A 26,853-nucleotide genomic window follows, 5' to 3' on the forward strand; every position below is an offset into this window, starting at 1 on the left:
TATGCGGGCGTTATGTACTTTGGTGGACAAGGAGAGTTACATGAAATTCAGCTTTAAGTTATTGCTGCTTTGTTTGTTTTTCATTGGGTTTGACCCAGCGAAAGCCCAGCAAAACCTTGGAAAAAGCCATGTTGCTATGGCTTACGTATGCTGGCATCTTGCTAACGGATCCGAGAAAGAGGAAGACTCTAACTTGTTCGCAAAAATGATCTCTGTCTTAAGGCGTTCTAGTGGCTTCAAAGCTGAGCAGCACTATGAATATATGGGGTATGCTGCTCAGGAAGTGCTCAAGCTAAACAAAAGGCAACGAGAGGAAATGTATCAGCATGCATGCCTCAAACCTCTTGACAATATTAAACGAGCAGAGAGACAAGGAATGTTAAATTAGCTGCAATAGAAGCGCAAATATAACAAGCGTATCAAGCATATTCGCTTTGCTCACGGGACACCGCCGCTACGTTTTGCTGCCCCTTATGCGGGCGTTAGCCCTTTCATAGGAGCGGCACCCAAGACAGGCATACATAAGCCTTTAGTACCACAGAGCCCACCAACCTAAGTTTTTTTCTTGTTGATTGTAGACTGTTTGAAGTTCTCCCATTATTGTGGGCGTTATCTGTGAAACCAAAAATAGAGACTGAAGAATGGCAATAAGTGAGTTTGAAATAAAGCGCTGCGAGAATGAGCTTGAGAAGTTTTTGAAGGAAAAGCGACCACCGGCGTATGTGCGGGCAGAAATTGATTTGGGTTACCGTATTGATAATCAAAGTGTCGAAATATTTGAGGTTCGGCCTCACTACCGTGACCCTAACAAGAAAATAGAGTCGTCAGTGGCTAAAGCAACGTATGTGAAGTCTAAAAAAATCTGGAAAGTGTACTGGATGCGCCAAGACTTAAAATGGCACAGTTATTCGGTGGCACCAGAGGTGAAGCACATTGAGGACTTTCTTAGCTTAGTGGCAGAAGATGAGAACAGCTGCTTTTTTGGGTAAGGAATTCTTCAAATCTATGTGGTCGTTCTAGAGTTTTAAATGGCTCCAGAGCGCCTTTCTTTATTAATCAATATTAACCAAGACAGGCATAACTAAAGCCCACAACAAATCTGCGCCTCTTAACCAAGACCGCCTCTTAACCAAGACAGGCATGCTTAAAGCCTAATAAAAACAAAGATTTAGTCTGTTTTCCTGATGTTTCCTATGGTTAATTTTTGCGTTCTCAAATAGGTTTAGCGTTCAGCTGTCTAAAGAGTCGCTTGCTGTCAAATATGACCTCGAAAAAAGCTGGTATTTAAAAACATCAAATAAGAGGGAGTTTGTCGGTTACACTCTCTATTTATGTATGCGGTAAGAATGCTAATTGGATCAATCATATGGCTCACAACGACACACCTACTGTTAAAAACTGGCTTTCCCTGCTGTTGCTTATTCTGTTGTGGGGCACGTCATTCATGTTTACCGCTGTGTCACTGGAAAGCTTTAGCCCTGTGGCTATTGTTTCTCTTAGGGTCTTGATTGCAGCGATTATTCTCACTTTTTTTATGTATGCAAAGGGTTGGCGTTTGCCTGTGGACCCGTTGGCTTGGGCGGTATTTTTGCTGCTGGGTACTATGGGTAACTTGTTGCCATTTTTTTTGATCTCAACCGGTCAGAAGGATATTAGCTCAGGTATTACGGGATTGTTGATGGCATTTATGCCGTTGGCGACCATGATTTTGGCACATTATTTTGTCTCAGGGGAAAGTCTTAATCGCTTTAAAATCCTCGGTTTTGTGCTAGGTATTACCGGCGTGGCGATTGTGCTTTGGCCGTCGTTAGTAGGCGCTCACAGTAACTTATTGAGTGGTTTATTGATTTTTCTCGCTACGTTTAGTTATGCGATAAATGCCATTTTGGTAAGGAGATTGCCTTCCTATACTCCTGTCGTAACAGCGGCTGGCGTGATGATCATTTCCAGTATCGCTATCGTGCCATTGTGGCTGTGGCAAGATTTACCATGGCAACAAAGCTATTCTTTAGAAGCCGCGTTATCCATGTTGTGGTTAGGTGTTGGCCCAACGGCGTTTGGTACCATTCTCTTGTTTGCCGTTATCGCCACCGCAGGCCCTACGTTTCTTTCTTACATTAATTACGTAATTCCTATTGTGGCGTATTTTACTGGCGTGCTTCTTTTGGGCGAAGTCATTGAATGGCACAGCCTAGCGGCGATGCTATTAATAATTTTAGGGATAGCGCTAACGCGCAAGCGGGTGCTGATTGAATAAAGTACCCAAGATAGGTATGTTTAATCTTTGTTTTCTTAAGGGAGGGCTGTTTACAAGCAGAAAGCCCTGAGCAATGAACTGTCCAGTAGAACACAGGACAGGCACATCAAAACCCTTGTGATTACTGGGTATTAACAGTGCCTGTCCTACGTGGGGATTGTCCTACGAGGGGGGGGGTAAGGGTTAGTAATCTAACGCCATTTGTGCCATTTTCATTGTATTTTCAAACGAGGCACAACCTGCGATAAACAAGCCGTTATGGCAGAACATGGCATCGTCTAAACCGGTGACGTCTTGCAGTTCTTTATCAGATAAACCTGCCCACGGCGCTGGGAGCTTTTTACGATCTTCAAACGAGCCGAGTTCAACGGGCACGGTTTGTATGCGCCATTGGCCTGTTTGCGACGGGTAGACCATAAACAAAGCGTCTTCTGATGTTTTCAGGACAGTCGTTTTCCATGGCGTGTATTGTTCTAATACGATGACTCTTGGATCAGCGGCTTTTTCTATAGCGTCGGCGACGATAGTTTTTGCGTTTACGCCACCACTTGCCGCCGCAATGAATCGAGTTAATAGGCGAGATGCAAAGGCAACGGCTTCATCAAAGCAGGCATCAAAGTCGCCTTCTTCTTGCCATGTAGGGTTAAACATTGAGATGGTTTGACTCAGGCTAATGCCCGTTGCTACACCTTCTACGTGGCCACAATCTATCGCGTCTATGGTTGATACTAGGTTTTTATCCAATGAGTTGGCGACTTCTTGATTGCCAGCGCATATTTCTAGACCGTACTTTTGCCAAATCAATCCAAATGATGAAAACGGGATGCCGTTTTCTCGTGCGCCTGCGCCGCCTTTTTGGTGATGATCAAAACGGCCTTTTTCAGCGTCGTATATTCCGCCTACGTCTAACACAATGTCGGCTTTGGCCATTACGTCTAAGTCACGTGTGCGTATTAATTCTACCGATGGAAAAATGTGTTTAAGTGCCGCTACCGCAAATACGTCGTCTGCGTGAAAGTTGCCATTGTGCGTTGCGATTACTTGAGTTTGTTTGGTCATTCTATGGTCTCTTTTATTGATGTCATTTCACTTAACAGCACACACGTACTAAAAATCGGGATTTTACGGGGTTTTAATGATAGGTGACACCGTTCATTTTAAATATGTCTCACAGTATCCAAGACAGGCATGTACAAAAGCCAGTAACCATAGGTCTTTCAGCCCTTTTCGGCTTATTCCCCAGTCTTCTTCTATACTTAATCTATGTTTTCTCAAGGAAGAGGAGCGGGATTATGCCAATGCCCAGAAGTCAGCAAGTATGCGTGAACGATACCCCTTATTACCACTGCGTTGCCCGATGTGTTCGTCGGGCCTTTTTATGTGGTGAAGATCCATTCACAGGAACAAGTTATGAGCATCGACGCAGTTGGGTGGAGAGCCGCTTGCTGTTTCTTGCCAGTGTCTTTTCAATCGATATTTGTGCCTACGCGGTGATGAGTAACCACCTTCATGTGGTGCTTCATATCGATTCAGAAAAAGCGAAGCATTGGTCTGTGTTTGAAGTGTTAGAGCGTTGGCATAGGATTCATAAAGGCACAGCGTTTACTCAGCAATATCTGGCCGGTGGTTCGCTTCCAGCCTATGTGATTGCTTTAGCAGAAGCCGCCGCTGAAACTTACCGAGAACGCTTAACAGACTTAAGCTGGTTTATGAAAGAGCTTAACGAACCGATTGCACGGCGAGCTAATCGAGAAGATGAATGCACAGGACATTTCTGGGAAGGGCGCTTTAAGTCTCAGGCTTTACTTGATGAGGCGGCACTCATGGCTTGCATGGCCTACGTTGATTTAAATCCCGTAAGATCAGGCATCAGTGATACACCAGAAGGCTCAGATTTCACCAGTATTAAGAAACGAGTAGCGGCGATGAAAGGAAAGTATCAAGCTAAAGCGCTTTATCCATTTGTCGGGAATCCACAAAAAGACATGCCAAATGGTTTGCCTTTTAAACTCGTGGATTACTTAGAACTCATCGATATGACAGGACGAATAGTGAAAGAAGGTAAAAAAGGCTCTATTGATGCATCGTTGCTTCCCATTCTACAAAGACTGAATATTTCATCCGACAATTGGCTGTGTATTGCCACTGAATTTGAAGCCAGAACGGGGAGTGTTGTCGGGCAAGAGTTATCGATTGAGCAATATTGCGAATCACACCAGCGAAAGTGCAATAGAAAGAGTGTTCAACTACTCGCCTGAATGAAAACAAACGATTAAATCACGGCTTATCAGCTTGTTATTGAGGCGCTCCCACGGAAAAAATAACCTAATAACCACAGTATTCAACGATAATGAGCTCTCTAGCTCAGTTTCTTCCTCCTATCGACTATATCTTGTTTTCTGCATTCATTGGCAACGACTAGGTTGGGTGCGAATTAACAAGACAGGCATACTCAAATCCTTGCTATTGCTGGGTTTTAAAGGTGCCTGTCTTATTAAAGCATTAAAGCATTAAAGCATTAAAGCAAAGCCTGTCTTATTAAAGAAAGCAATTAAAGCATTACGCTGAACAATGTGTTTAGTAGCATTTTGCCTGTTTATGACGTGCGACTAGGGTGTCGTAGACGGCGAGGTTTTTAGGCATGTAGGTCTGTAAGTCGTTGATCCGGGTGTCATGGGATGGGTGAGTAGATAGGAGTTCTGGTGTGGCGCTGCTGCCGGCGGCGGCCATGTTGCGCCAGAGCTGTACGCTTGCTCTTGGGTCAAATCCTGCTTTCGCCATGTATTCTAAACCGAGTAAATCTGCTTCGGATTCATGGGTTCGGCTAAAGGGTAAGATGATGCCTACTTGTACGCCTATGCCAAGCGCTTGGAAAATCGCGGTTTTCTCTACCGACTCTTCGCCACTCAATTGATAGCCTAATGCTAAGGCTTGGCTGGTGGCCATTTGCGTTGAGGCTCTTTCGTTACCGTGGCGGGCGATCACATGGGCGATTTCGTGGCCGACAACGGCGGCGAGTTGAGATTGATTTTTCGCCACGCTCAGTAGGCCAGTGTAGACACCGATTTTATAACCCGGTAGGGCAAAGGCGTTGACTTGCTTGTCGTCAAACAGCACTACTTCCCATTTTTGGTTGCGGTAATCATCTGGTAATACGGCGATTAGCGCGTTCGCGACACATTGTACTTGCTGGCGCAATTGCGTATCACTTGAGATAGGCGTTTCTTTCTTCATGGCGGTGAAGGATTCCGTGCCCATTTGATCCAGTTGGCTGTCTGGTAAGGCCACAAATTGGGTGCGACCTGTAGGAGAGGCGCTGCAACCTGCCAATAGGATCATTGCGGCGGCTAAGGCCACTTTTTGTGAATGCGCTATTAATTTCATGTCTGAACTGCCTTAAAAGTAACCTGTGTAGGGTCGAATATTTTTTCATTCTAGCAGCAAATAATTCGCGCTAGCAGTGGGATATTTGTTAACGCGGCTCTCATTATGAATCGTCTAGCAGCATGCTTTGAGAGCGTGCTAAAAGTGTCAGTAAAAGAATTTGCGCCAGATGACCTATTTTTATGTCCCATCTGGTGAAGGTAGCGCGTTTTTATCGTCGCGCGAGTCGAGTATACTTATTCCCCCTCCATCAACATGTTACGAAGCATTTTTATGACAGAATCCAGTTTTAGCTTAGATTTGGCCGCTGAATTAAAGGCCATTGTAGGAAGTCAATATACCTTAACGGATGAAGACAAGAAGCAGCCTTATTGTCAGGGCTTTCGCCTTGGTGGTGGTAAGGCATATGCGGTGGTGCGACCGGGCAGTTTGGTGGAGATTTGGAAAGTATTAAAAGCCTGTGTGAAGGCGGATGTGATTGTCATCATGCAAGCCGCGAACACGGGTTTGACTGGCGGATCGACGCCGAATGGTGCTGAGTACGATCGCCCGATTGTGATCATCAGCACCATGCGTATTGAGGACATTCAGCTTATCGACCAAGGTAAACAGATCGTGGGCTTGGCAGGCAGTACCTTGTTTGGTCTAGAAGAAAGGCTAAAACCGTACGGTCGTGAGCCACATTCTGTGATTGGTTCATCGTGTATTGGTGCGTCGATTGTCGGTGGTATTTGTAATAACTCAGGTGGTGCGTTAGTGCAGCGTGGCCCTGCGTACACAGAAATGTCCTTGTTTGCCCAAGTGACAAGCGACGGCGAGTTGGAGTTGGTGAATAACCTTGGCATCGATCTAGGCGATACGCCAGAGCAGGTGCTAGCGAGCCTTGGTAATCAAAGTTACCAAGAAAAAGACATTCATTTCCCAGACAAACGCGGTTCCGATAACGAATACCAGCAGCGTATTCGCGATGTCGACGCCGACACGCCATCCCGTTTTAATGCAGATGCAAGGCGCTTGTTTGAAGCGTCTGGTTGCGCCGGTAAATTGGCGGTGTTCGCGGTGCGTATTGATACTTTTCCCATTCCTGAAAAGCATCAGGTGTTTTATGTTGGTACTAACGATCCTGCGGTTATGGAGCAGATGCGTCGGGATATGTTGTCGACGTTTACCAATTTACCCGTGTCTGGTGAATACATGCATCGCAGTAGTTATGACATCAGTAAAAAATACGGTAAAGACAGCTTCTTGGTGATTGATAAATTAGGCACCAAATACATTCCTAAGATGTTTGCGATAAAACGTGCGGTCGATCGTTGGGCTGGCAAATTTAAGTTTATGCCGAACAAGTTTTCAGATCGTATGATGCAGTACATCAGCCAGTTGTTCCCGAATCATTTGCCAAAACGTATGGAAGAATACCGCGATAAATACGAGCACCATTGGATTGTCGAAACTAGTAATGATGGCGTAGCAGAAACTAAAGCCTACTTGGACAACTTCTTCAAAGACAATGAAGGGGATTTTCTAGAGTGTACGGATCGCGAAGCGGATCAAGCGATTTTACATCGTTATGTGACCGGCGGCGCATTGGGTCGTTACCATGTGATGAATGGCAAAGATTTGGGCTCGATCATGACCATTGACGTGGCGTTCCCGCGTAATGAACAAGATTGGTTTGAAACCTTGCCAGCCGAGATCGACGAAAAAGTGGCGGTAAAAATGTACTACGGCCATTTCTTTTGCCATGTCATGCATCAAAACTACATCATGAAAAAAGGTGTGGATGCGAAGGCGGTCAAAAAGCAAATTCTATCCAGCTATGACGCTCGTGGCGCTGAGTACCCAGCGGAGCACAATGTTGGGCATGAATACATTGCGAAGCCTGCGTTGCGTGAGTTTTATCAAAAAACAGATCCAACCAACAGCTTCAACTCCGGCATCGGTGGCACCAGTAAACTAAAAAACTGGCAATCACTAGATGATAAGCATCAGGGTTGTGGCTGCAAATAAGCACGGCCTGATCTAAAAGAACCTTGATTTAGCAGTACAATGACAAGAAGCCGAGATGGAAACATCTCGGTTTCTTTTTTTTCAACAATCAATAGGGTGGAAAGCGATTAAGACTGGGAGTGTTAGTTGATTCTCAGTATGGCACTTTTACAGTGAAACATTGTCTATCTCGTTTATGATACGTTTTCTTTATGAGTGCGTTTTCCTTTATGATAGTCCGCCTGTGTTTTTGTTTTTACCTTGGAACCCAAAAATTATGAACAGTACACCAACACACAAGCCACGTCCGATGGTTGATCTTATGGTGAGTGTTATCTTGCCTTCTTTTATTTTGATGAAAATGAGCGGTGAAGACAAACTCGGCGTCAGTGGTGGCTTGGTGGCTGCGCTTGCGTTTCCATTGGGTTGGGGGCTGTTTGAGCTGATTAAGTACAGGAAATTTAACTTTATTGCCTTACTAGGGTTGGTCAGTGTGTTGCTCACTGGCAGCATTGGTTTGTTTGAGCTAGACAACAAGTGGTTGGCGATCAAAGAAGCCGCGGTCCCTGCGTTAATTGGTATCAGCGTGTGGGTGTCTACTTTTACGCGCTATCCTCTGGTGCGAACTTTGTTTTTTAATGCCTCTGTTATGAACGTTGAGACCATTAAGCAAAAGCTGGAGGAAAACCACAGCACGGTTGAGTTTGAGAAAAGGCTGATGATAGCGACGTATTTGATTGTGGCGTCCTTCGCTTTTTCTGCGACGATGAATTACATCTTGGCAAAATGGATTGTTATTAGCCCATCGGGCACCGAAGCCTTCAATGAAGAACTAGGGCAAATGACGCTCTACAGTTATCCGATGATTGCGATTCCGTCGATGATCATGATGATGGGCATTTTCTATTACCTATGGCGCAGCATTAATAAAGCGACGGGGTTAAAGCTCGAAGAGTTGTTGGTAAAAAAATAGCACTTTATTAGCGTTACACAGCCCGCCAGACAATTAATGGTCATGTTTATCATCCTAGGTAAACATGGCCATTTCTTTTTTATTCATTCCCATAAAATCATTCTTAACGACCAGAACGTCCTTTCCTGATCATTTTCTCGCATTAATGAAGTCGTTCTTTTGCCGTGCTGTTTTGGCTAAGTCGCTTTTGGTGTTCCTCTAGTCGTTTCCAGCTACCTCTCTAATGAATCGAAAAATTACACTGAGTTCATTGATGATTTTCAACTTTTACAGCCTCATTTTGATCGGGAAGGAAAAACAATGAACGCAGCAGAGCTACATGATAAAGCCATTGTTATTGACGGTTTGATTTGCGCGAAGTGGAATCGCGAACTCTTTGAAGACATGGCCAAAGGCAAATTAACCGCCGCAAATTGCACAGTGTCTTTCTGGGAAAATTTTGAAGGCACGGTACGCAATGTGGTGGAAATGAATCAGCTGATTGAAACCAACAGTGATTTGCTGACTAAGGTCTATACCACCAAAGACATTCATCGAGCGAAAGCCGAGGGCAAAACCGGCGTCATGATGGGCTTTCAAAATGCCCATGCGTTTGAGGACCAAATCGGTTATGTACAGATCTTTAAAGACCTTGGTGTTGGTATTGTGCAGATGTGCTACAACACGCAAAACTTAGTAGGCACTGGTTGCTACGAGCGCGATGGTGGTTTGTCTGGTTTCGGTCGTGAGATTGTGGCCGAAATGAATCGCGTTGGCATGCTGTGTGATTTATCTCATGTGGGACCCAATACCGCCAAAGAAGTTATTCTCGAATCCAAACACCCCGTCGCTTATTCCCATTGCTTGCCGTCAGGGCTAAAAGAGCACCCTCGCAATCGCAGCGACGAAGAGCTTAAGTTTATCGCTGATCATGGCGGTTTTGTGGGTGTGACCATGTTCACTCCATTCTTGCGCGCCGGCGTCAATGCCACCATCGAAGATTACGTAGAAGCCATTCGCTACATCTACAACATAGTGGGTGAAGACGCCATTGGCATTGGTACCGATTTTACCCAAGGTCACGGTGAAGATTTCTTCGAATATCTGACTCATGACAAGGGCTATGCCCGCCGACTAACCCGCTTTGGGGAGATCATTAATCCGAAAGGCATTCGTACCGTGGGTGAGTTTCCTAATTTAACGGAAGCCTTGCTGAAAGGCGGGTTCAGCGAACGCCAAGTGTGCAAGATCATGGGTGAAAACTGGGTTTCATTACTGGAAAACGTGTGGGGCGAATAAGACGGTTTTGTTGTGTTATCGCAACATACTGGCTCATTTAGCTTCAATCTCTAGAAAACAAAAGATGATAGATAATAACGATTTAAGGGAAAATTATGGGAACGCACGTACCAGAAATGCCAATCCAAGTAGACGATGAAACCGGTGTTTGGAATACCGATGCTTTGCCAATGTTGTATGTACCTCGTCACTTTTTCGTGAATAACCACATGGGAATTGAAAACGAAATTGGGGCAGAGCGATATGCCGAAATTCTTTATAAAGCAGGTTATAAATCCGCGTATTTTTGGTGTGAAAAAGAAGCTGAGTTGCATGGTTTTACTGGCGATGAGGTGTGGCACCATTATTTAAAACGTCTCTCTCAGCGTGGCTGGGGATTTTTCATTACCGAAGCGCTGGATGTCGCAAAAGGCACGGCTAAGGTTCGTCTGGAAAACTCGGCGTTTGTTTACCATTACCTGCAAGAGCACGGCAGTAAGGTTAATCGTAAAGTGGATTACATGTTTACCGGTTGGTTTGCCGGTGCCTTGGATCAGGTCGCCAAAAGCCAAGGCCTGTCTATTCGTACCAAAGCTGAGCAAACGCAAAGTGCTGCACAAGAAGGTTTTGATGTCGGTTATTTCTCTGTTTCACCGATTTAATTTTTCATTTGCTGTCCGTTATTTTAAAGAAGGCGGGGTTCTACTATGTCCCAATATGATGCGTTGTTCGAGCCATTAAATATCAACAAGTTAACAGTGCGTAACCGCATTGTCAGTACGGCTCACGCGGAGGTATATGCCACTGATGGGGGCATGACAACAGACCGTTATGTGAAGTATTACGAAGAAAAGGCCAAAGGTGGTTGTGGTCTGTGTATTTGTGGTGGCTCCAGTGTGGTGTCGATCGATAGCCCACAAAGCTGGTGGAGTTCTGTCAATCTATCGGTTGATCGTATTATTCCTCATTTCCAGAATCTAGCCGACGCCGTGCATAAGCATGGCGGAAAAATAATGATTCAAATCAGTCACATGGGGCGCCGCTCTCGTTGGGATGGTGAAAACTGGCCCAACCTTATGTCGCCTTCTGGTATTCGTGAGCCGGTCCATCGTGCGACCTGTAAAACCATTGAAGTAGAAGAAATCTGGCGTATTGTTGGTGATTTTGCGCAAGCAGCGCGGCGCGCGAAAGAAGGTGGTTTGGATGGCGTTGAGTTATCCGCCGTGCATCAGCATATGATCGATCAGTTCTGGTCGCCTCGGGTTAATAAACGCACCGATGAGTGGGGCGGTACCTTTGAAGGTCGGATGAAATTCGGCATGGAAGTGGTGAAAGCGGTACGCAAAGAAGTCGGTCCTGACTTTGTTGTGGGTATGCGTATTTCAGGGGATGAATTTCACCCTGATGGCTTGAACCATGAAGACATGAAGCAAATTGCCAAATACTTTAACGACACTGGCATGATCGATTTCTTTGGTGTGGTGGGGTCCGGTTGTGACACGCACAATACCTTGGCAAACGTGATTCCGAATATGACTTATCCGCCTGAGCCTTTTTTGCATCTTGCGGCTGGGATTAAGACTGTGGTGGATGTGCCTGTGATTCATGCGCAAAACATCAAGGATCCAAATCAAGCGAAACGTATTATTGAAGGGGGCTATGTGGATTTTGTCGGTATGACAAGAGCGCACATTGCTGACCCGCATTTTATCGCCAAGATCAAAATGGATCAGGTCGATCAAATTCGCCAGTGTGTCGGCGCAAACTATTGCATCGACCGCCAATACCAAGGCTTGGATGTATTGTGCATTCAAAATGCGGCGACTTCCCGTGAGTACATGGGCTTGCCTCATGTGATAGAAAAAACCAGTGGAGTGATTCGCAATGTGGTGGTGATTGGGGGTGGTCCTGGTGGTATGGAATCCGCTCGAGTGGCGGCAGAACGCGGTCATAAGGTTACCTTGATTGAAGCCGCCGCTGAGCTGGGTGGGCAAATTACCCTTGCTGCGAAAGCGCCACAACGGGATCAAATCGCCGGTATTAGTCGTTGGCTGATCATGGAGCTAGAACGCTTGGGCGTGGATATCCGACTCAACACCGCAGCGGATGAAGTCTTGGTGAACAGCTTGGCGCCCGATGTGTGTATTTTGGCCACGGGTGGTCGTCCTTTTCTTGAGCAAAACCCAGAGTGGGGCGCAGAAGAAGGTTTGGTTGTGTCCACTTGGGATATTTTGAGTGGCAAGGTTGAGCCGGGCAAAAACGTGCTGATCTACGACACTATTTGTGAGTTCTCTGGCATGTCAGCGGCGGATTTCTTAGCGTCAAAAGGCGCCTTGGTGGAGTTGGTTACGGATGATATCAAGCCAGGTGTTGGCATCGGCGGTACTACGTTCCCGACTTACTATCGTTCGCTTTATGAAAAAGAAGTCATCATGTCTTCGGATCTGATTCTCGAAAAAGTCTATCGTGAAGGCAGCAACTTGGTGGCGGTATTAGAAAACGAATACACCGGCCAACAAGAAGAGCGCGTCGTGGACCAAGTGGTGGTTGAAAATGGCACCCGACCTAATGAAGATTTGTATTACGCGTTAAAAGCCGCGTCTTGCAATAAAGGTCAAATCGACGTTGAGGCTTTGTACGATATCAAGCCACAACCTGTGCTTGAGCAACATGGCAAAGACACAGGCGATGGCATGATCTTATGGCGTTTGGGCGATTGTGTGTCACAGCGAAATACCCATGCGGCGCTGTACGATGCTTTGCGTTTGTGCAAAGACCTTTAACGATTAGCGCGCTTGGTTGATGAGGATTCATCATGGTTATTGACTGGTTACCTTCAGTGTTGATTGTGACGCTGCTTGTTTTGGCGGTGATTGGCGGGGTTCGGCGTGCGAATTTGTGGCGCGCCGGGCAGCCGGACAAAGTAAACATAGTGGCTGGCTTATTGGCAATGCCGAAGCGCTATCTGCACGACCTTCATCATGTGGTGGAACGCGACAAATACATGTCTCGAATCCATGTGGCGACCGCTGGCGGATTCGTTTTGTCCATGGCTCTGGTGATCTTGGTGCATGTGTTTGGCGTTGGTCATCAGCTTCTTGCTGGGGCGCTTTTGGTTGCCTTGGTGCTGATGTTTGTTGGTGCACTCTTTATTGCTAAGCGTCGTTTTAATCCACCTAGTCGATTATCGAAAGGGCCTTGGATGCGTCTGCCGAAAAGCTTGCTGACGTTTGCCGTGACCTTTTTTGTACTGACGTTGCCGATGGCGGGTGTTTTGCCAGAAGGCACTGGCGGTTGGTTACTGACGATCGTCTTGTCGATTGGCATTGTGCTGAGTTTGTCGGAAATGCTTTTTGGCATGACGTGGGGCGGGCCGATGAAGCACGCTTTTGCAGGGGCGTTGCATCTTGCTTTTCACCGTCGTCCTGAGCGTTTTGGTGGTGGCCGCTCTACGGGTTTGAAGCCGGCTGAATTAGGCGGCAAGGTTCACGGTGTGGCCAAGCCTAGTGATTTTAAATGGAACCAATTACTCGGTTTTGATGCCTGTGTGCAGTGTGGTAAATGCGAGGCCATGTGCCCAGCGTTTGCAGCAGGACAGCCATTAAATCCGAAAAAGCTGATTCAAGATATGGTGGTTGGTTTAGCGGGTGGGACAGATGCGAACTACGCAGGAAGCCCTTATCCTGCGGCTGACGGAAAAGGTAAAGCGCTTGGTGAGGCCCAAGGTGGCATCAATAATGTGATTACCGCCGGTTTGATCGATGCGGATACCTTATGGTCTTGTACCACTTGCCGGGCCTGTGTCGAAGAATGCCCAATGATGATTGAGCATGTGGATGCGATTGTCGATATGCGTCGTTTTCTCACCATGGAAAAAGGCAAAACGCCAAACAAAGGCGCCGAGATTTTAGAAAATATCATAGCGACAGACAATCCAAATGGCCATTCGCCAGCGAGCCGGACCCATTGGGCCGCGGATCAGAACTTGCCCTTGATGAAAGAGAAAAAAGTCGTTGATGTCTTGTTTTGGGTCTCCGATGGCGCTTTTGATATGCGCAGTCAGCGTATTCTTAGGGCGTTTGTCTCGCTAATGAAAGCCGCCAATGTCGATGTGGCGATTTTAGGGGATGAAGAGCGAGACAGTGGCGATGTGGCAAGACGCTTAGGCGATGACGCTACGTTTCAAAGTTTGGCGAAGCGTAATTTAGCGACCTTGTCGCAGTATGAATTTAACAAGATAGTGACGACAGACCCGCATGCTTATCACTGTTTGCGCAATGAATATGGGGATTTTGATGACGATGGTGTGCTTTCTAAAGGCGCATCAGGTCAAGGTGTTGAGATTCTTCATCACACGACGTTTTTGAATCAATTGGTGCAACAAGGTTTGCTCAAGCTAGACGCCTTCAAAGGTGGCAAAGTAACCTATCATGACCCTTGTTACTTAGGGCGTTATAACGGTGAGTACGATGCGCCACGTGAACTGCTGCGTTCATTAGGCATTGAGATTGCTGAAATGGAACGCTCCGGTTTCCGCTCTCGTTGTTGTGGCGGTGGCGGTGGCGCACCGATCACCGACATTCCAGGCGAACGTCGTATTGCGGACATGCGAATGGAAGATGTGATTGCGACAAGTGCTGAACTAGTGGCGGTCGGTTGTCAGCAATGTACGGCGATGTTGGAAGGGGTGGTGGAGCCTCGACCTGTGGTGAAAGACATTGCTGAAATTTTGGTGGGTCAGCTGGCTGAGGAGGTGCACTAATGAGTAACGTCTCTTCGTTAGGCATATCTTCGTTAGGCATAGTACGTCGTGATCCTCGTAAGGAATGGATTGCTCGTAATCGCTTACACCCTTTGTACCATGAGGTGATCAATGAAGGCCTTGGTAGTGTCGTTGGGCCCAGTGGCTTGATCCGTAAAAATCCGCATCAAATTGGTTTTATTGGCCCCAATGGCATTAAACGAATTGATCGCTTAAAGGGCAATGGTGCAGACACGTCAAACAAACGCCATGGTTCAGCACAAGAGGTTGTGTTGCCGTTGCATGTGGTGACGACGCCTGATTTTTATCTTGTCGTGGTACCAGATTTAGTGGGTGGTCGCTTGTCCTCCCATGACAAAGACATTCTGGGTCTTGCGCATGCGTTACAAGGGGGCATGGAAGGCAACGGCGCCGTGGTGGCAGTGTGCTTTGGTGATGTCAAAGAAACCCAGTTTGATTTGGCGGGTGTGGATCGCTTGATTCACCTAACCGGTACTGAGTTTGAAGGATTTACGCCAGAAGCGAGAGTGGCGGCGTTGGTCCAAATAGACACGCAATTGGCGCCTCAGCATTGGTTATTTCCAGACAGTATTCATGGTGGTACGGACTTAGGTTCTCGTCTTGCGGCGAGCTTGGGAGAACGGCCAGCGACACAAGCTTGGCAAGTGATACCTGAGAAAGTCGTTTGTCGTGGTGCAGGGGGCAGCCTTGATATCGCCAGACAAACACCTCGTATTGTGATGGTGTTAGAAGAGTGCGGTAACGCCATTGATGAAACACGACATGAAGTTTTGCCGATCAGTGTGGACGCTCTGGAGATTCAGTCGGCACACTTGATCGATCACGGTCAGGTGGCGGTAGACCCTAATGAAATTCCATTGGCCGAAGCGGAGTTTATTGTTTCGGCAGGCAATGGCATCCATAACTGGGCGCAATATCATCAAACGGCACAGGCACTGGGTGCCACTGAAGGAGCAAGCCGCGTTGCAGTAGACGATGGCTTTATGCCGCGTTTTCGTCAGGTGGGCGCTTCAGGTACTTGGGTCACAGCGCGGGTTTATCTTGCTGTCGGAATTTCTGGTGCAATTCAGCACATGCAGGGGATTGGTCAGTGCGAAAAGATTATTGCCATTAATACGGACGCCGGTTGTGACATGGTGAAGCGATCGCATTTAAGTGTGATTGATGACAGTGACGTTATTTTATCGGAGCTGATGCAGTTGGCTCAAGAATACGGGGTGAATGATAAGCCCAGCCAAGAGAATAGCCCGGAGGAGAGCCAGAATGTCGCTTAATGTTGTTTCTTTGGTGTCGGTGGGGCGTCATCCTCAATCGGGTCGTGCACGACGTGCGGATCAAGATGGGCGGGCGGTAGAATTGGGTTTAAAGTTGGTTGCTAAGGCGCTGTCTGTGGTGCATGTTGGTGATCCGGATGATCCGGTATTACGTCAATATGCGGGCATGGGCTTGCCATCAATGACGATCTTGAAACAAGACAAAAGTATTGATGCGGTGCCGATATTGAGCCAGTTTTTACAGCAAGAAAAAATAGACATTGTGCTCACCGGTGTGCGCGCTGAAAGTGGAGAATCCTCTGGCATGGTGCCTTATTTATTGGCCCATGCTTTAGGTTGGCCAGTGGTGGCGCGGGTGGCGGATATCGTTTCAGTGAAGGATGGCGAAGCGCAAGTGTTGTTGGCGCTACCACGAGGCCAGCGTCGTGCAGTAAGTGTTAAGCTGCCGTTTATTGCCAGTGTTGATCATGCCGCTGAAATCGCCCGCCAAAGTGCGTTTGCGCTTGGTTTACGAGCGAGTATAGAAAGCGTCGAGAGTGTTGGTGAAGTGGATCGGATTCGTGTAGATTGGCAAGAGTCAGTCGCAAAATCTCGTCCGAAGCGCTTAAAAACAGTGAAAGCGAAAACCGCTGCCGAACGCTTTAAAGCGGCCACGGCGAAACCCGAAGGGGGCACTGGCAAGGTGATGAAGAACGAAACGCCGAAAGAGAAAGCGCGTGCTATTTTTGATCTTTTACTAGAAGAGAAAGTGATTCGCTAGGTACTAAACTATGATGATTGTAGACTTGGTTGATGAAGTAGATTTTAAAGAAAAGCTGATCGCGCTTGGTGCGCCTATTAGCCAACAGCAAAGCTTGGATGAAGTGCGCGATGCGACCTTAGCTTGGTTAAAGGATTACCCTGAGCAAATCTCTTTTGTGCAACAACTTTGCCAAGAGATGGAGCATAATGAAGTGACTGTGTTACCAGAAGTGAAAGCACTGTTGCAGCGTTTTGCCAGTTTTACTGGTGCAGCGTAATCAGGGCAAAGAGATGTGTTGTAAAACGGGCGCTGTTTAAACGCCCGTTTTTTTATGCCTGGTATTAAGAGCATGTCTGAATCAAGTGCTTGCTGTGTAACCTTACGGTGTCACAAGGTTCTTTTTAGTCACAAGGTTCTTTTTAATAGTATTGGCGTACCATTCTAAGAAGTTAATAACGCCAAATTCATAGGTTTCTGAATAAGGGCCGGGTTGATAGCCAATGGAGTTAATGCCCAGTTGGTTACGTTCACCGAGGATTTTGTCTTGTTCATTGGTGGCGTCCCAAACATGACGTAATGTCTTAGGATCATAATCGACGCCTTCTACTGCGTCTTTGTGAACAAACCATTTGGTCGTCACTATGCTTTCTTGAGCCGATACCGGCAGCACGCGGAAGACCACAAAATGATCAGATTGCATGTGGTTCCAAGAATTCGGCAAGTGCAAAATACGCATTGAGCCGAGCTCTGGATTTTTCACTCTACCAAGCAGCTTTTTACACGCTGCGCTGCCATCAATCGTCATCGCCTTGGTGCCTTTTTTCAGTGGCATACGCACCACGCGGTTACGCTGAGAAGCGCCAAAGCTTTTGTGTTCATGGGGAATACCCTCAGCGTCCCATTGTGCGGCTTGAGCATTGTAGTGATCGTGAAAGTCCTGAGGTGCGCGTGGGTCGTGAGTGTCATCCCACTCAAGTAAAGAGTTTAGTAGTTCTGGGTGGCTGGCTGAGCAGTGATAACACTCACGATTGTTCTCAAGCACCAACTTCCAGTTAGCGCGTTCGTACATGGTCGATTCCGCCGCCAATTTGGTGTTCTCGACGTCGTAGGGTTCCATGTATTTATCCAAGGTGGTTAGAAACTCATCAAACTGATCGTCGGGTGCCGTCTCTCCTAAACAGACAAAAATAAAGCCACCGGCATTTTTACAATGGGCTGCTTTTAGGCCGTGCTGTGTTTTATCAAAATTTTGCTTCATCTCGGTGCCAGCAAACAGAAGATTGCCTTTTAGATCATAGGTCCATTGATGATAAGGGCAAACGAGGTTGGCTACCTTGCCTCGATGTTCGGTACAAATGACCGAGCCCCGATGGCGACAGGTATTGTGAAAGGCGTTGATATTGCCATCCGCATCGCGCAGTACTAACACTGGGTTCTGGCCTACTTCGACGGTGAAATAGTTGCCCTTTTGGGGGATTTCACTGGTCATGCCAACGAACAGCCATTCTTTTTGGAAGACTTCTTCCATGTCTACTCGAAACAAATGAGGGTCGTTATAAAGCGGTGCCTCAAGAGAGTGATTTTCAAGACGGTTTTCCAACAAGCTGAGCATGCCAGAGCGTGCCTCATCAAGGGTAGCGTGGCGGACATTGAGTAGATCGTTCTGGTTCATCTTTCTGGACCCTTAATAACAAAAAGAATGGAGAATGAGCCTATTAATATAGGCGAGATGCTCATCTCGTATGATGAGATTCTTGAGCGATAACATTAGGCTTATCTTCTCCCAATGACGGCTTATTAAAATGTCTAATCACGACATCCTGTGACATTCAAATCGACCATCAATGGCTTGTATTACATGGTGTTGGCTGCAATGAGCAAGTTATTGTCGTTTAGAGTTAATTGGTCTATCCAAACTCCTAAGAGAATGTTCGAAATACCAGACAATAGCGTCACTAATTGGGAACTCTTTATGACTGATTCGACTCCTGCTGTAAATGCGGATTACTTAGCCCCAGTAAATACTCAAACTTGGGTGAATGGCCGTCACAATGTGCGCTGCGTAAAAGTCATTCATGAGACGTGGGACGTACGCACTTTTTGTTTTATGGCGCAGCAGCCGGTGATGTTCTTCTTTAAACCGGGTCAATTTGTGACCTTGGAACTAGAGATCAACGACAAACAAGTGATGCGCTCTTATACGATTTCGAGTTCACCATCGGTGCCTTACAGTTTTTCCATTACGGTTAAGCGTGTGCCGGGTGGGGAAGTATCGAACTGGCTTCATGACAATATGGCAATCGGCAGCGAGTTGGCGGTTCATGGGCCAGTAGGCCAGTTTAACTGTATTGATTTTAGTGCTGATAAAGTGCTTCTGCTGTCGGGCGGCGTGGGCATTACCCCGGTCATGTCGATGGCACGCTGGTGGTTTGATACAAACGCCGATGTGGACATTACCTTTATCCATAGCGCCCGTTCTCCTCGAGATGTGATTTATCCGCGCGAACTGGATCATATGGCGTCACGGTTAGATAACTTTGGCTTGTATTTGATTGTCGAACGCATGGAAAACGGCTTGCCGTGGCAAGGTTATCGAGGCTTCTTTGATGAAGATAAACTAAAAATGATTTCGCCAGATTTTATGGAGCGAGAGATTTTTTGCTGTGGTCCAACGCCGTATATGAAAGCGGTAAAGCAGTTATTGCAAGAACATGGCTTCGACATGTCCCATTACCATGAAGAATCTTTTGGTGCGACGCCAGAGAGCGCGGTTGAAGATGCCTTAGAGCAAGCGGAAGTGGCACAAGCGGAAGCCGATGCCATTAATCAAGAAGATTTACTGCGGGTGGAGTTTACTAACACCGGCAAAAGTATTCAGGTATCGGCTGGAGAAACCTTACATACCGCGGCGGCCAAATTGGATTTAATGATCCCCAAAGCCTGCGGTATGGGCATTTGTGGTACCTGTAAAGTGTTGGTAAAAGAAGGGCAAACACAAATGGACCATAACGGTGGTATCACTGATGACGATGTGGCGGAAGGGTATGTTCTTTCTTGTTGTACCGTCCCTAAGTCTAATGTTGTTATTGAGTTTTGAGCCAAAAATTTTGTAAGGGATAATTTTTTATTAAATGAGTGATCAATAAAAGGTCAAGGATAAGCTAAAGTAGTGCAGGCGCTTATCCGTCTCAGAAAAAATTAAATGCTAGTCAGGTAAGAAATAGCGTTCAATTTTGTTTGATTGTTGTAAGTAGCTTGATTACATTGTCATGTGATTAATGCCGCTATTTTACAGTAATGGTTAACTATTTTTTGAATGCAAAGCGTGACTAGCACTCTTTGAAATTTGATCGTTTAACCCTAAAAAATAAAAATAGTGTTTCTTTAATATTGGTCTGAATTTTGCCTAATTTAAAGAAACATAATAGGAGGGCACAGACATGGCTACAGCGACACCCCCAGCTTCTCATCGAGAAGCGAAAAAAGTCACGAGAGTGGGTTTTTTATTATTGGATCATTTCACTATGATCGCCTTGGCCTCTTCAATAGAGCCATTAAGAATGGCGAATCAATTATCTGCAGAAGAGTTGTATAGCTGGCAATTAATTTCTGAAGATGGACAACCATTATCCGCCAGTGACGGCTTAAGCCTGACACCAGATTTTTCCATAGCGAATGCGCCTGAACTGGATTTGATCATCGTTGTGGGTGGATTAGACATTACCCGTACTTTTACCGGTAAGCAGGTGTCTTGGTTGCAACAAAGAGCGCGCAAAGGCGTTCATTTAGGAAGTATTTGCACTGGCGCTTATGTGCTAGCGCATGCCGGTTTACTAGACGAATATAATTGCAGTGTTCATTGGGAGTGTTTAACCGCCTTGCAAGAGCGTTACCCTAAGGTAAACTGCAATAATTTATTGTTTTCCATCGACCGTAATCGACTAACATCTTCTGGTGGTAGTGCACCAATGGACATGTTTCTGACGATGATTGCTCGTCAGCATGGGGCCAAGCTTTCGAATGCCGTGTCAGATATGTTTATTTGTGAGCGTATCCGTACGGAATCTGACCAACAGCGTATGCCATTGCGACAATTAAATAACGGCGGAGGTTGTAAGCCTAAGCTGGTTGATGTGATTCAGTTAATGGAAAATAACTTAGAAGAACCTATTGAGTTGGATGAAATGGCCATGTTTGTGGATGTGTCTCGTCGACAAATAGAGCGTATGTTTCACAAATACTTAGATTGTTCACCCTCACGTTATTATCTGCGCTTGCGCTTAGATCGAGCGCGTCAGTTATTAAAACAATCGAACATGTCCATCGTGGAAATATCCACCGCGTGCGGATTTATTTCGACTCCACATTTTAGCCGTTGCTACCGTAAACACATCGGAATTTCACCCCGCGATGAGCGTAAGATAGCTTGGGCCAACGTAGAGGCTGTGCCTCATCTTAGTGAGTTAAATGATGCAGGAAGTGTTGTTTATATGGCTCATGCTTCTTCGGCCTTGGACAATGCCCATGCTGAGCCAAGTTATGGCTCTGTGGCTATTTAACATGGTCTAGGCCTCTTTAAATAAGGGAGTAATAATTACTCCCTTATTTAAACTCTCTTATTTAGTATTTAGTATTTGGTACTGTGTGCGGTGTTGGCTCGCAGAATAAAAGTTTTTTCTTTGCTATCTCAGCTCGTTCTGAACAAGTCCAATTTGGGTACACTGCACTTCTGTCTATTTTTTGCACTATGAAAAACGGTTTTTCTTGCTTAGGCAGCCAAGAATGGACATCACCAGATCGTTGTAATGCTTTCCCTGAAGAATAAAACTCGGACGAAAAAGGGCGGCTTCTTAGATAAAATAAATCATCCGCTTTGCTTTCGTCTTGTAGTTTCCATATGGTCATTATTTTTTTATCTGAACGTATTTCACCATAGTGAAAATGCAGTGCGCTAATAAATGCAATTAGCAAGATTGGTGTTACTAGTCCTAGACTATAAAGCCATTTCGGTAATGCTCTATAGCGGTGGTAATGAACCACTAAAATTGCAGCCGCTGGTAATGCTGGCATGACATAGGTCAATAGGATATTGCCTGCAAATGTAAAGAGCAGCAATGGTGCTAGCATCCAAGCAATCAGAAAGCTGCCAAATCCATTACTAGACTCTTGAGTGTCTTGACCAGTCCGAATTAATCGTATCCATTGGGCGATTAACAGTGGTGTCCAAGGCAACATAGCGACCACTGCATATACCCAAATAGTACCGCGAGTTCTTTCGTGGGCGGTGCCGTATAAATCGCCTTGCCAGCCACCAATGATAAAGCGTTTGATGTGCTCACCAACAATAAAGTAATCCAAGAATCCAGGCGTTCTATATTCAGCAATTGCGTACCAAGGAATCGATAGAATTAGAAAAAGAAGGCTACCGTAGCCCCATGGTAAAACTTCCCATAAACGTTTCCAGCGGTAATTAGGAATAAGCCATAGAGTAAGGCTAATACCAACTAAAACAACGGCTAGCGGTCCTTTAGATAACATGCCTAATGCAAGTCCAATGAAAAATAAATAGCCCCAAATAGGGTGCTTATTGTTCCAGGCTTGCCAAAAGCTGACCATACTAAGTGTAATCGAAAATGTCAGTGCCGTGTCTGCGGTGACAGCGCCTGAAATTAATAAAAATGAAAAAGTAGAGGCTAATACAGCACTCGAAAAAATGCCCATTTTTTTAGAGTCAAAATATTCTTTTGTCAGAAAATAGACCAGATAAAGAATGCCTATTCCTACTAATAAATGAGGGATGCGAGCGGCGAATTCAGTGATGCCAAATAAACTAAAACCGAGGCCACTGAGCCAGGCAAACATTGGAGGTTTCCCCCAAAAAGGCACATTGTAATCAAACATTGGGGTGATCCAATTGCCTGTCTCTACCATGATACGTGCCATCTCACCGTAGCGAGCTTCGGTAGTGTCCATTAATGGATAAAGGCCTAATGATAAAAGACGCAGTACCACACAGCCTAGTAATAAGAGTAACAGTAGTTTAGACGAGGGGAATGTATTTGACTTAAGGGGCATACTCTATTTCCTGACGTGCAAATGTGGGGTGGTTGAATGTCTCTTCCATAAGGATGTAGAGAGGGCGCTGTTTTGATTCAATAAATAAGCGGCCAATATACTCGCCAAGTACACCAATGGATAATAATTGTATACCTCCTAGAAAGAGTATTATTAACATAGTTGAAGGGTAGCCTGTGACAGGGTCTCCCCATATGAGTGTTTTGGTGAGAATGACGAGTGCCATAACAAATGCACTTAGAGAGGTAAGAATGCCCGCTATAGTCGCCCAACGCAAAGGCGTTGTACTAAAAGATGTAATACCTTCTAAAGCCAAATGAATCAGTTTTGGATAATTCCATTTGGTCGTGCCAGCTAAACGGGGGTCTCGATCAAATTGCAAAATAACACGTTTGAACCCCGGCCATGCTAATAAGCCTTTCATAAAGCGTGTGCGTTCTGGCAGTGCATTAATTACGTCCACAACTTTTTGATCTAGTAAGCGAAAATCCCCAACATTTTCTGTAATCGGGTGGTCGCTCATTTTTGACATGAGTTTATAAAAAAGGTGTGCGCTCAAACGTTTTAGGACATTTTCTCCATGACGTTTCTTGCGCTGCATTTCAACGACTTGAGCGCCGTCTTTCCATGCTTTCACCATGTCTTTAATATATTCAGGTGGGTCTTGCAAATCAGCATCTAGCAGGATTGCACAACGAGCGGTTGAGGCTTTTAGTCCAGCGCTGGTCGCCGCTTCTTTGCCAAAATTACGGCTCAATCTTAAACACTGGACTTGATGAAGAGGATGGTTGAAATTTTTGACAATGTGCCAACTATTGTCTGTGCTACCATCATCAACATAGATGATTTCACACTGTTGACCCAGTGCGTCCAATGCACGGCAGACTCTTCGATGACAGGCAATTAACACATCCTCTTCGTTTAAAAAGGGAATGATAACGCTCACTAATGCCTGCTGTCGCTGCGGTTTTTTTATTTGTGCTTTGTAGAGATAAGGTACTGCACTCATAACTCACCTTTGCGTACTTTGTTTTGGATAATGGCATACTAGCTATAGTGGTGTCGTAAAAAGATGATTCACTTTTTTTTCATGCTATTGTGTAACAATTCATCCTAGGTAATACAGTATCCACTAGGTATAAAAACAGAGAAACGTATGAAGTTACTATTGGTTGAAGATCATAAAGATATTGCTGGTGTTATTTTCGATTATTTTGAAATCAAAGGCGATATTTTAGATTACGCAAATAATGGTTTGCAAGGTCTTGAGTTGGCCAAAAAAGGCCACTACGATGCGATTGTTTTAGATGTTATGTTGCCTAAAATGGACGGTCTGACAGTGTGTCGCCTACTGCGAGAAAGCGGCATAGATACGCCTGTATTAATGCTTACAGCACGAGATACAAAAGAAGATATTCTTAATGGTTTTGCCCATGCGGCAGATGATTACCTGATTAAGCCCTTCGACTTAGAGATTCTAGACACTCGTCTTCAGGCGCTTATTCGCCGTCGAAATGGTGGTATTGCTAATCGAATATTAACCTTTGGCGCTCTGACATTGGATATGAAAACACGCGTGTTACAAAGGGAAGGCAGCCGCTATTCTCTAAACCCATCACAATACACAATTTTGAAAGCTTTAATGAATCATGCGCCGGAAGTAGTGAGTAAAGAAGAAATTTGTGATGCCCTATGGGGAGATGAAGAGCCAGATAGTAAGGTGCTGCGTAGCCATATTTATCAGTTACGCAGTTTAATAGATCGCCCCTTTGAACATGCTTATTTAAGAACCATTTCAAAAGTTGGTTATCGCTTGGTAGCAGAAGACGAAGAATGAAACAGATAAGAACCTCTAAACAGTTAACCGTTACGTATTTTTCAATTGTTGCTTTTGCCATTATTGCTTTTCATTTTTCGATGCTTGAATCCATGATCGAAGATATGGAATCTGTCTACGCTGAAACAAGAATGGATAAAGATATTGCTACTGCAACCGCGCTTTTTCAGGGCACAAACCTAACACATGTTGCCGTGCCACCGTTTTCTAATGCGTATTTAGGCAAGAAAAACTTACCTGCTTGGGTGGTATTAGAATCAGATATATCTAATGATAAACCTTATCATCTAGCCCCTAGTTCAGAAACAAAACTCGAATACTTCTCTATGCTGTCTAAAGTGATGATCAACGGTAAGCTTAGAGATTTATACCTGATTCACCACGATGCAATTTATGAATCGAGTGAAGAAAAAATGTTTGATACACAAACTACGCAACTGTTTATGTCGTTATTGCTTTTGATCATCAGTTTGTGGGTAGTTATGCGTATTTCGAATCGATTGACTAAGCCATTGTCTAATTTATCCAAAAATTTAGAGTCACGCAGCCCTGAAAATTTTTCACCAATATCTCTACCTGATGGTGCCGCAACACGGGAAATACATCAGTTAGTCGACCGCTTAAATAGTTATCAAAATCAAATTAGAAGCTTGGTCGAGCGTGAGCGTGCATTTAACCGTAATGCAAGTCATGAACTTAGGACGCCATTAATGGTAATGCGAGGGGCGCTTACCTTATTAAATAAATCAGATTCAAAAGAATTCATGGAACGTCAGCGTACGCGCATGGTTAAAGCTTGCCAAGAAATGGAAGATTATATCACTACTTTGTTGTCTCTGACGCGCGATGAAGACACGGACAGCATGTCTACGCGCGTGATTAATGAGGCCGAACTGGCATTGATTTGCGAAGCGCACAGAGAATATCAGCCTAATGAATTTGTCGAGCTGAAAGTCTCTTCTCAAGGCAGTGTTAAAACAAAGCTTCCTGTACCCACTTTGCATATTTTGGTCGGTAACCTTGTTAAGAATGCTTTAGCTTGCACAGATAAAGGGCAGGTTTTGGTGGTCATGGAGGATAATCTTATCAAAATTATTGATTCTGGTTGCGGCCTTGAAGGGAAGCCTACAGGCGAAAGTTATGGGTTAGGGTTAATGATCGTTCGTGATATTTGTACGAAATATCATTGTGAGTTTACTTTGTTAAACAATGAAGAGGTTGGGTGTACCGCGACAGTACGGTTCCCACCAGAGAGGAAAGCATGAGTGTCAACATTATAAAACGGTTACCGTTAAAAATGTTTTGGCCAACGTTAGACCCATTTTTATTTTGTGCGTTTCATAACGATGATTATCCAAAAGCGAATCCAGATATGGGACCAGACGCCTCGTTGCAAGGCCGTCCGATTGGTCAAGACTTTCAAGGTATTGACGGTTGGCGCATGTATCATGGTAGAAAAGTGCCAGGCTTTCCAGTACACCCACACAGAGGCTTTGAAACCATCACTATTGTAAATGAAGGTTTTGTAGATCACTCAGATTCACTTGGGTCGGCTGGACGTTATGGGAAAGGTGATACGCAATGGATGACTGCGGGTAAGGGGGTTCAGCACTCTGAAATGTTTCCTTTGCTTAAAGAGTCGGACAAAAATCCTCTTGAACTCTTTCAAGTTTGGCTAAACCTACCTGCTAAAAATAAAATGGTGCCACCTCACTTTGCGATGTTATGGCGTGAAGACACGCCGATTGTTGAATTGCATGATGAGGCGGGTATTACTACTTCTGTTCGTATTATTGCTGGTGAGCTTAGTACGGTAGAGGCCTTGCCTTGTCCTCCTGATTCATGGGCCGCTGAGAAAAGTAATGATGTGGCTATTTGGGTGATTGATATTCCAAAAAATGGTTGCTGGACTTTGCCAAAAGCACTAGCTGGGTTGAGCCGTATGTTGTACTTTTTCGAAGGAGAGGAAGTCATTCTTGATGGCACCAGTGTGGATGTTAAAGAAGCCATTGAGCTGAAAAGTGATGCATCATTAGTGATTGAGAACGTAGGAAAACAAGCGCGATTTTTATTGTTACAAGGTCGCCCCATTGAGGAGCCAATTCAACAGCGGGGCCCATTTGTAATGAATACCAAATTAGAGCTTCAGCAAGCTGTCGCAGATTATCAGCGTACGCAATTTGGTGGTTGGCCATGGTCACGACACGATCAAGTACATGATAAGAAGAAAGGTCGTTTTGCTCATCATGTAAATGGTTTAGAAGAACAACCTGATCAATGAT

General features: G+C 45.3%; 23 protein-coding genes. 18 read left to right on the forward strand and 5 right to left on the reverse strand.

The window, feature by feature from the left end; translation table 11 throughout:
- Positions 1–40 precede the first annotated feature (40 nt).
- The 3 genes from E0D70_RS04305 (at position 41) to E0D70_RS04315 (ending at position 2,257) form a co-directional block, all read left to right on the forward strand.
- The gene (locus tag E0D70_RS04305; protein ID WP_133011048.1) at positions 41–388 is read left to right on the forward strand and encodes a hypothetical protein; all 348 of its coding nucleotides are present in this window, start codon (positions 41–43) and stop codon (positions 386–388) included.
- 253 nt (positions 389–641) lie between these two features.
- The gene (locus E0D70_RS04310; RefSeq protein ID WP_133011049.1) at positions 642–989 is read left to right on the forward strand and encodes a DUF3024 domain-containing protein; all 348 of its coding nucleotides are present in this window, start codon (positions 642–644) and stop codon (positions 987–989) included.
- Positions 990–1,366: 377 nt separating this feature from the next.
- Positions 1,367–2,257 (forward strand): DMT family transporter, encoded by an 891-nt coding sequence (locus tag E0D70_RS04315; RefSeq protein ID WP_133011050.1) that lies wholly within the window; start codon positions 1,367–1,369, stop codon positions 2,255–2,257.
- 183 nt (positions 2,258–2,440) lie between these two features.
- Here the strand turns inward: E0D70_RS04315 and E0D70_RS04320 are convergent, their stop codons facing one another.
- On the reverse strand, positions 2,441–3,316 hold the full coding sequence (locus E0D70_RS04320; protein WP_133011051.1) for an MYG1 family protein: 876 nt from the start codon (positions 3,314–3,316) through the stop codon (positions 2,441–2,443).
- Between the two features lie 233 nt (positions 3,317–3,549).
- On the opposite strand from E0D70_RS04320, the gene E0D70_RS04325 reads away from it, so the two are divergent.
- Positions 3,550–4,515 (forward strand): transposase, encoded by a 966-nt coding sequence (locus E0D70_RS04325; protein ID WP_133011052.1) that lies wholly within the window; start codon positions 3,550–3,552, stop codon positions 4,513–4,515.
- A gap of 319 nt (positions 4,516–4,834) precedes the next feature.
- On the opposite strand, the gene E0D70_RS04330 is transcribed toward E0D70_RS04325, so the two are convergent.
- On the reverse strand, positions 4,835–5,641 hold the full coding sequence (locus E0D70_RS04330) for a M48 family metallopeptidase (RefSeq protein ID WP_133011053.1): 807 nt from the start codon (positions 5,639–5,641) through the stop codon (positions 4,835–4,837).
- A 273-nt stretch (positions 5,642–5,914) separates the two neighbouring features.
- On the opposite strand from E0D70_RS04330, the gene dld reads away from it, so the two are divergent.
- The 9 genes from dld to E0D70_RS04375 all read left to right on the forward strand — a co-directional run bounded on the left by dld (position 5,915) and on the right by E0D70_RS04375 (position 16,936).
- Complete coding sequence (gene dld / locus E0D70_RS04335) at positions 5,915–7,651, forward strand: D-lactate dehydrogenase (RefSeq protein ID WP_133011054.1); 1,737 nt, start codon at positions 5,915–5,917, stop codon at positions 7,649–7,651.
- Positions 7,652–7,907: 256 nt separating this feature from the next.
- Positions 7,908–8,603, forward strand: a complete 696-nt coding sequence (locus tag E0D70_RS04340) for a VC0807 family protein (RefSeq protein WP_133011055.1) — start codon at positions 7,908–7,910, stop codon at positions 8,601–8,603.
- A gap of 300 nt (positions 8,604–8,903) precedes the next feature.
- The gene (locus E0D70_RS04345; protein ID WP_133011056.1) at positions 8,904–9,881 is read left to right on the forward strand and encodes a dipeptidase; all 978 of its coding nucleotides are present in this window, start codon (positions 8,904–8,906) and stop codon (positions 9,879–9,881) included.
- A 95-nt stretch (positions 9,882–9,976) separates the two neighbouring features.
- Positions 9,977–10,522, forward strand: a complete 546-nt coding sequence (locus E0D70_RS04350) for a DUF5943 domain-containing protein (RefSeq protein WP_133011057.1) — start codon at positions 9,977–9,979, stop codon at positions 10,520–10,522.
- A gap of 45 nt (positions 10,523–10,567) precedes the next feature.
- Positions 10,568–12,643, forward strand: coding sequence for a dimethylglycine demethylation protein DgcA (gene dgcA / locus E0D70_RS04355; protein WP_133011058.1), 2,076 nt, complete (start codon positions 10,568–10,570; stop codon positions 12,641–12,643).
- A 32-nt stretch (positions 12,644–12,675) separates the two neighbouring features.
- A complete protein-coding gene (locus E0D70_RS04360; RefSeq protein WP_133011059.1) occupies positions 12,676–14,622 on the forward strand; it encodes a (Fe-S)-binding protein in 1,947 nt (648 codons plus the stop codon).
- On the forward strand, positions 14,622–15,917 hold the full coding sequence (gene etfA, locus E0D70_RS04365; protein WP_133011060.1) for an electron transfer flavoprotein subunit alpha: 1,296 nt from the start codon (positions 14,622–14,624) through the stop codon (positions 15,915–15,917). The genes E0D70_RS04360 and etfA overlap by 1 nt, the downstream gene beginning before the upstream one ends.
- Positions 15,907–16,677, forward strand: a complete 771-nt coding sequence (gene etfB, locus E0D70_RS04370) for an electron transfer flavoprotein subunit beta (RefSeq protein ID WP_133011061.1) — start codon at positions 15,907–15,909, stop codon at positions 16,675–16,677. The genes etfA and etfB overlap by 11 nt, the downstream gene beginning before the upstream one ends.
- A gap of 10 nt (positions 16,678–16,687) precedes the next feature.
- Positions 16,688–16,936 (forward strand): hypothetical protein, encoded by a 249-nt coding sequence (locus E0D70_RS04375; protein ID WP_133011062.1) that lies wholly within the window; start codon positions 16,688–16,690, stop codon positions 16,934–16,936.
- Positions 16,937–17,038: 102 nt separating this feature from the next.
- Here E0D70_RS04375 and E0D70_RS04380 read toward each other — a convergent pair whose 3' ends face one another.
- Complete coding sequence (locus tag E0D70_RS04380; RefSeq protein WP_133011063.1) at positions 17,039–18,331, reverse strand: aromatic ring-hydroxylating oxygenase subunit alpha; 1,293 nt, start codon at positions 18,329–18,331, stop codon at positions 17,039–17,041.
- A gap of 300 nt (positions 18,332–18,631) precedes the next feature.
- On the opposite strand from E0D70_RS04380, the gene E0D70_RS04385 reads away from it, so the two are divergent.
- Together E0D70_RS04385 and gbdR are read left to right on the forward strand one after the other, a co-directional pair.
- Positions 18,632–19,756, forward strand: a complete 1,125-nt coding sequence (locus E0D70_RS04385) for an FAD-binding oxidoreductase (protein WP_133011064.1) — start codon at positions 18,632–18,634, stop codon at positions 19,754–19,756.
- 343 nt (positions 19,757–20,099) lie between these two features.
- Complete coding sequence (gene gbdR, locus E0D70_RS04390) at positions 20,100–21,218, forward strand: choline metabolism transcriptional regulator GbdR (RefSeq protein ID WP_133011065.1); 1,119 nt, start codon at positions 20,100–20,102, stop codon at positions 21,216–21,218.
- Positions 21,219–21,279: 61 nt separating this feature from the next.
- Here the strand turns inward: gbdR and E0D70_RS04395 are convergent, their stop codons facing one another.
- Together E0D70_RS04395 and E0D70_RS04400 are read right to left on the reverse strand one after the other, a co-directional pair.
- Positions 21,280–22,734 carry an ArnT family glycosyltransferase gene (locus E0D70_RS04395; protein WP_133011066.1) on the reverse strand — a complete coding sequence of 485 codons (1,455 nt, stop codon included), beginning with the start codon at positions 22,732–22,734 and terminating at the stop codon, positions 21,280–21,282.
- On the reverse strand, positions 22,724–23,743 hold the full coding sequence (locus E0D70_RS04400) for a glycosyltransferase family 2 protein (RefSeq protein WP_133011067.1): 1,020 nt from the start codon (positions 23,741–23,743) through the stop codon (positions 22,724–22,726). The genes E0D70_RS04395 and E0D70_RS04400 overlap by 11 nt, the downstream gene beginning before the upstream one ends.
- A gap of 147 nt (positions 23,744–23,890) precedes the next feature.
- Here E0D70_RS04400 and E0D70_RS04405 point away from each other — a divergent pair, with 147 nt between their 5' ends.
- The 3 genes from E0D70_RS04405 to E0D70_RS04415 are packed head-to-tail and all read left to right on the forward strand — an operon-like array spanning position 23,891 to position 26,852.
- A complete protein-coding gene (locus tag E0D70_RS04405; RefSeq protein WP_133011068.1) occupies positions 23,891–24,571 on the forward strand; it encodes a response regulator transcription factor in 681 nt (226 codons plus the stop codon).
- Positions 24,568–25,836 (forward strand): sensor histidine kinase, encoded by a 1,269-nt coding sequence (locus E0D70_RS04410; RefSeq protein WP_133011069.1) that lies wholly within the window; start codon positions 24,568–24,570, stop codon positions 25,834–25,836. The genes E0D70_RS04405 and E0D70_RS04410 overlap by 4 nt, the downstream gene beginning before the upstream one ends.
- Positions 25,833–26,852 (forward strand): pirin family protein, encoded by a 1,020-nt coding sequence (locus E0D70_RS04415; RefSeq protein WP_133011070.1) that lies wholly within the window; start codon positions 25,833–25,835, stop codon positions 26,850–26,852. The genes E0D70_RS04410 and E0D70_RS04415 overlap by 4 nt, the downstream gene beginning before the upstream one ends.
- Position 26,853 lies beyond the last annotated feature (1 nt).

Source organism: Marinomonas flavescens (assembly GCF_004352835.1).
Taxonomy (GTDB): domain Bacteria; phylum Pseudomonadota; class Gammaproteobacteria; order Pseudomonadales; family Marinomonadaceae; genus Marinomonas; species Marinomonas flavescens.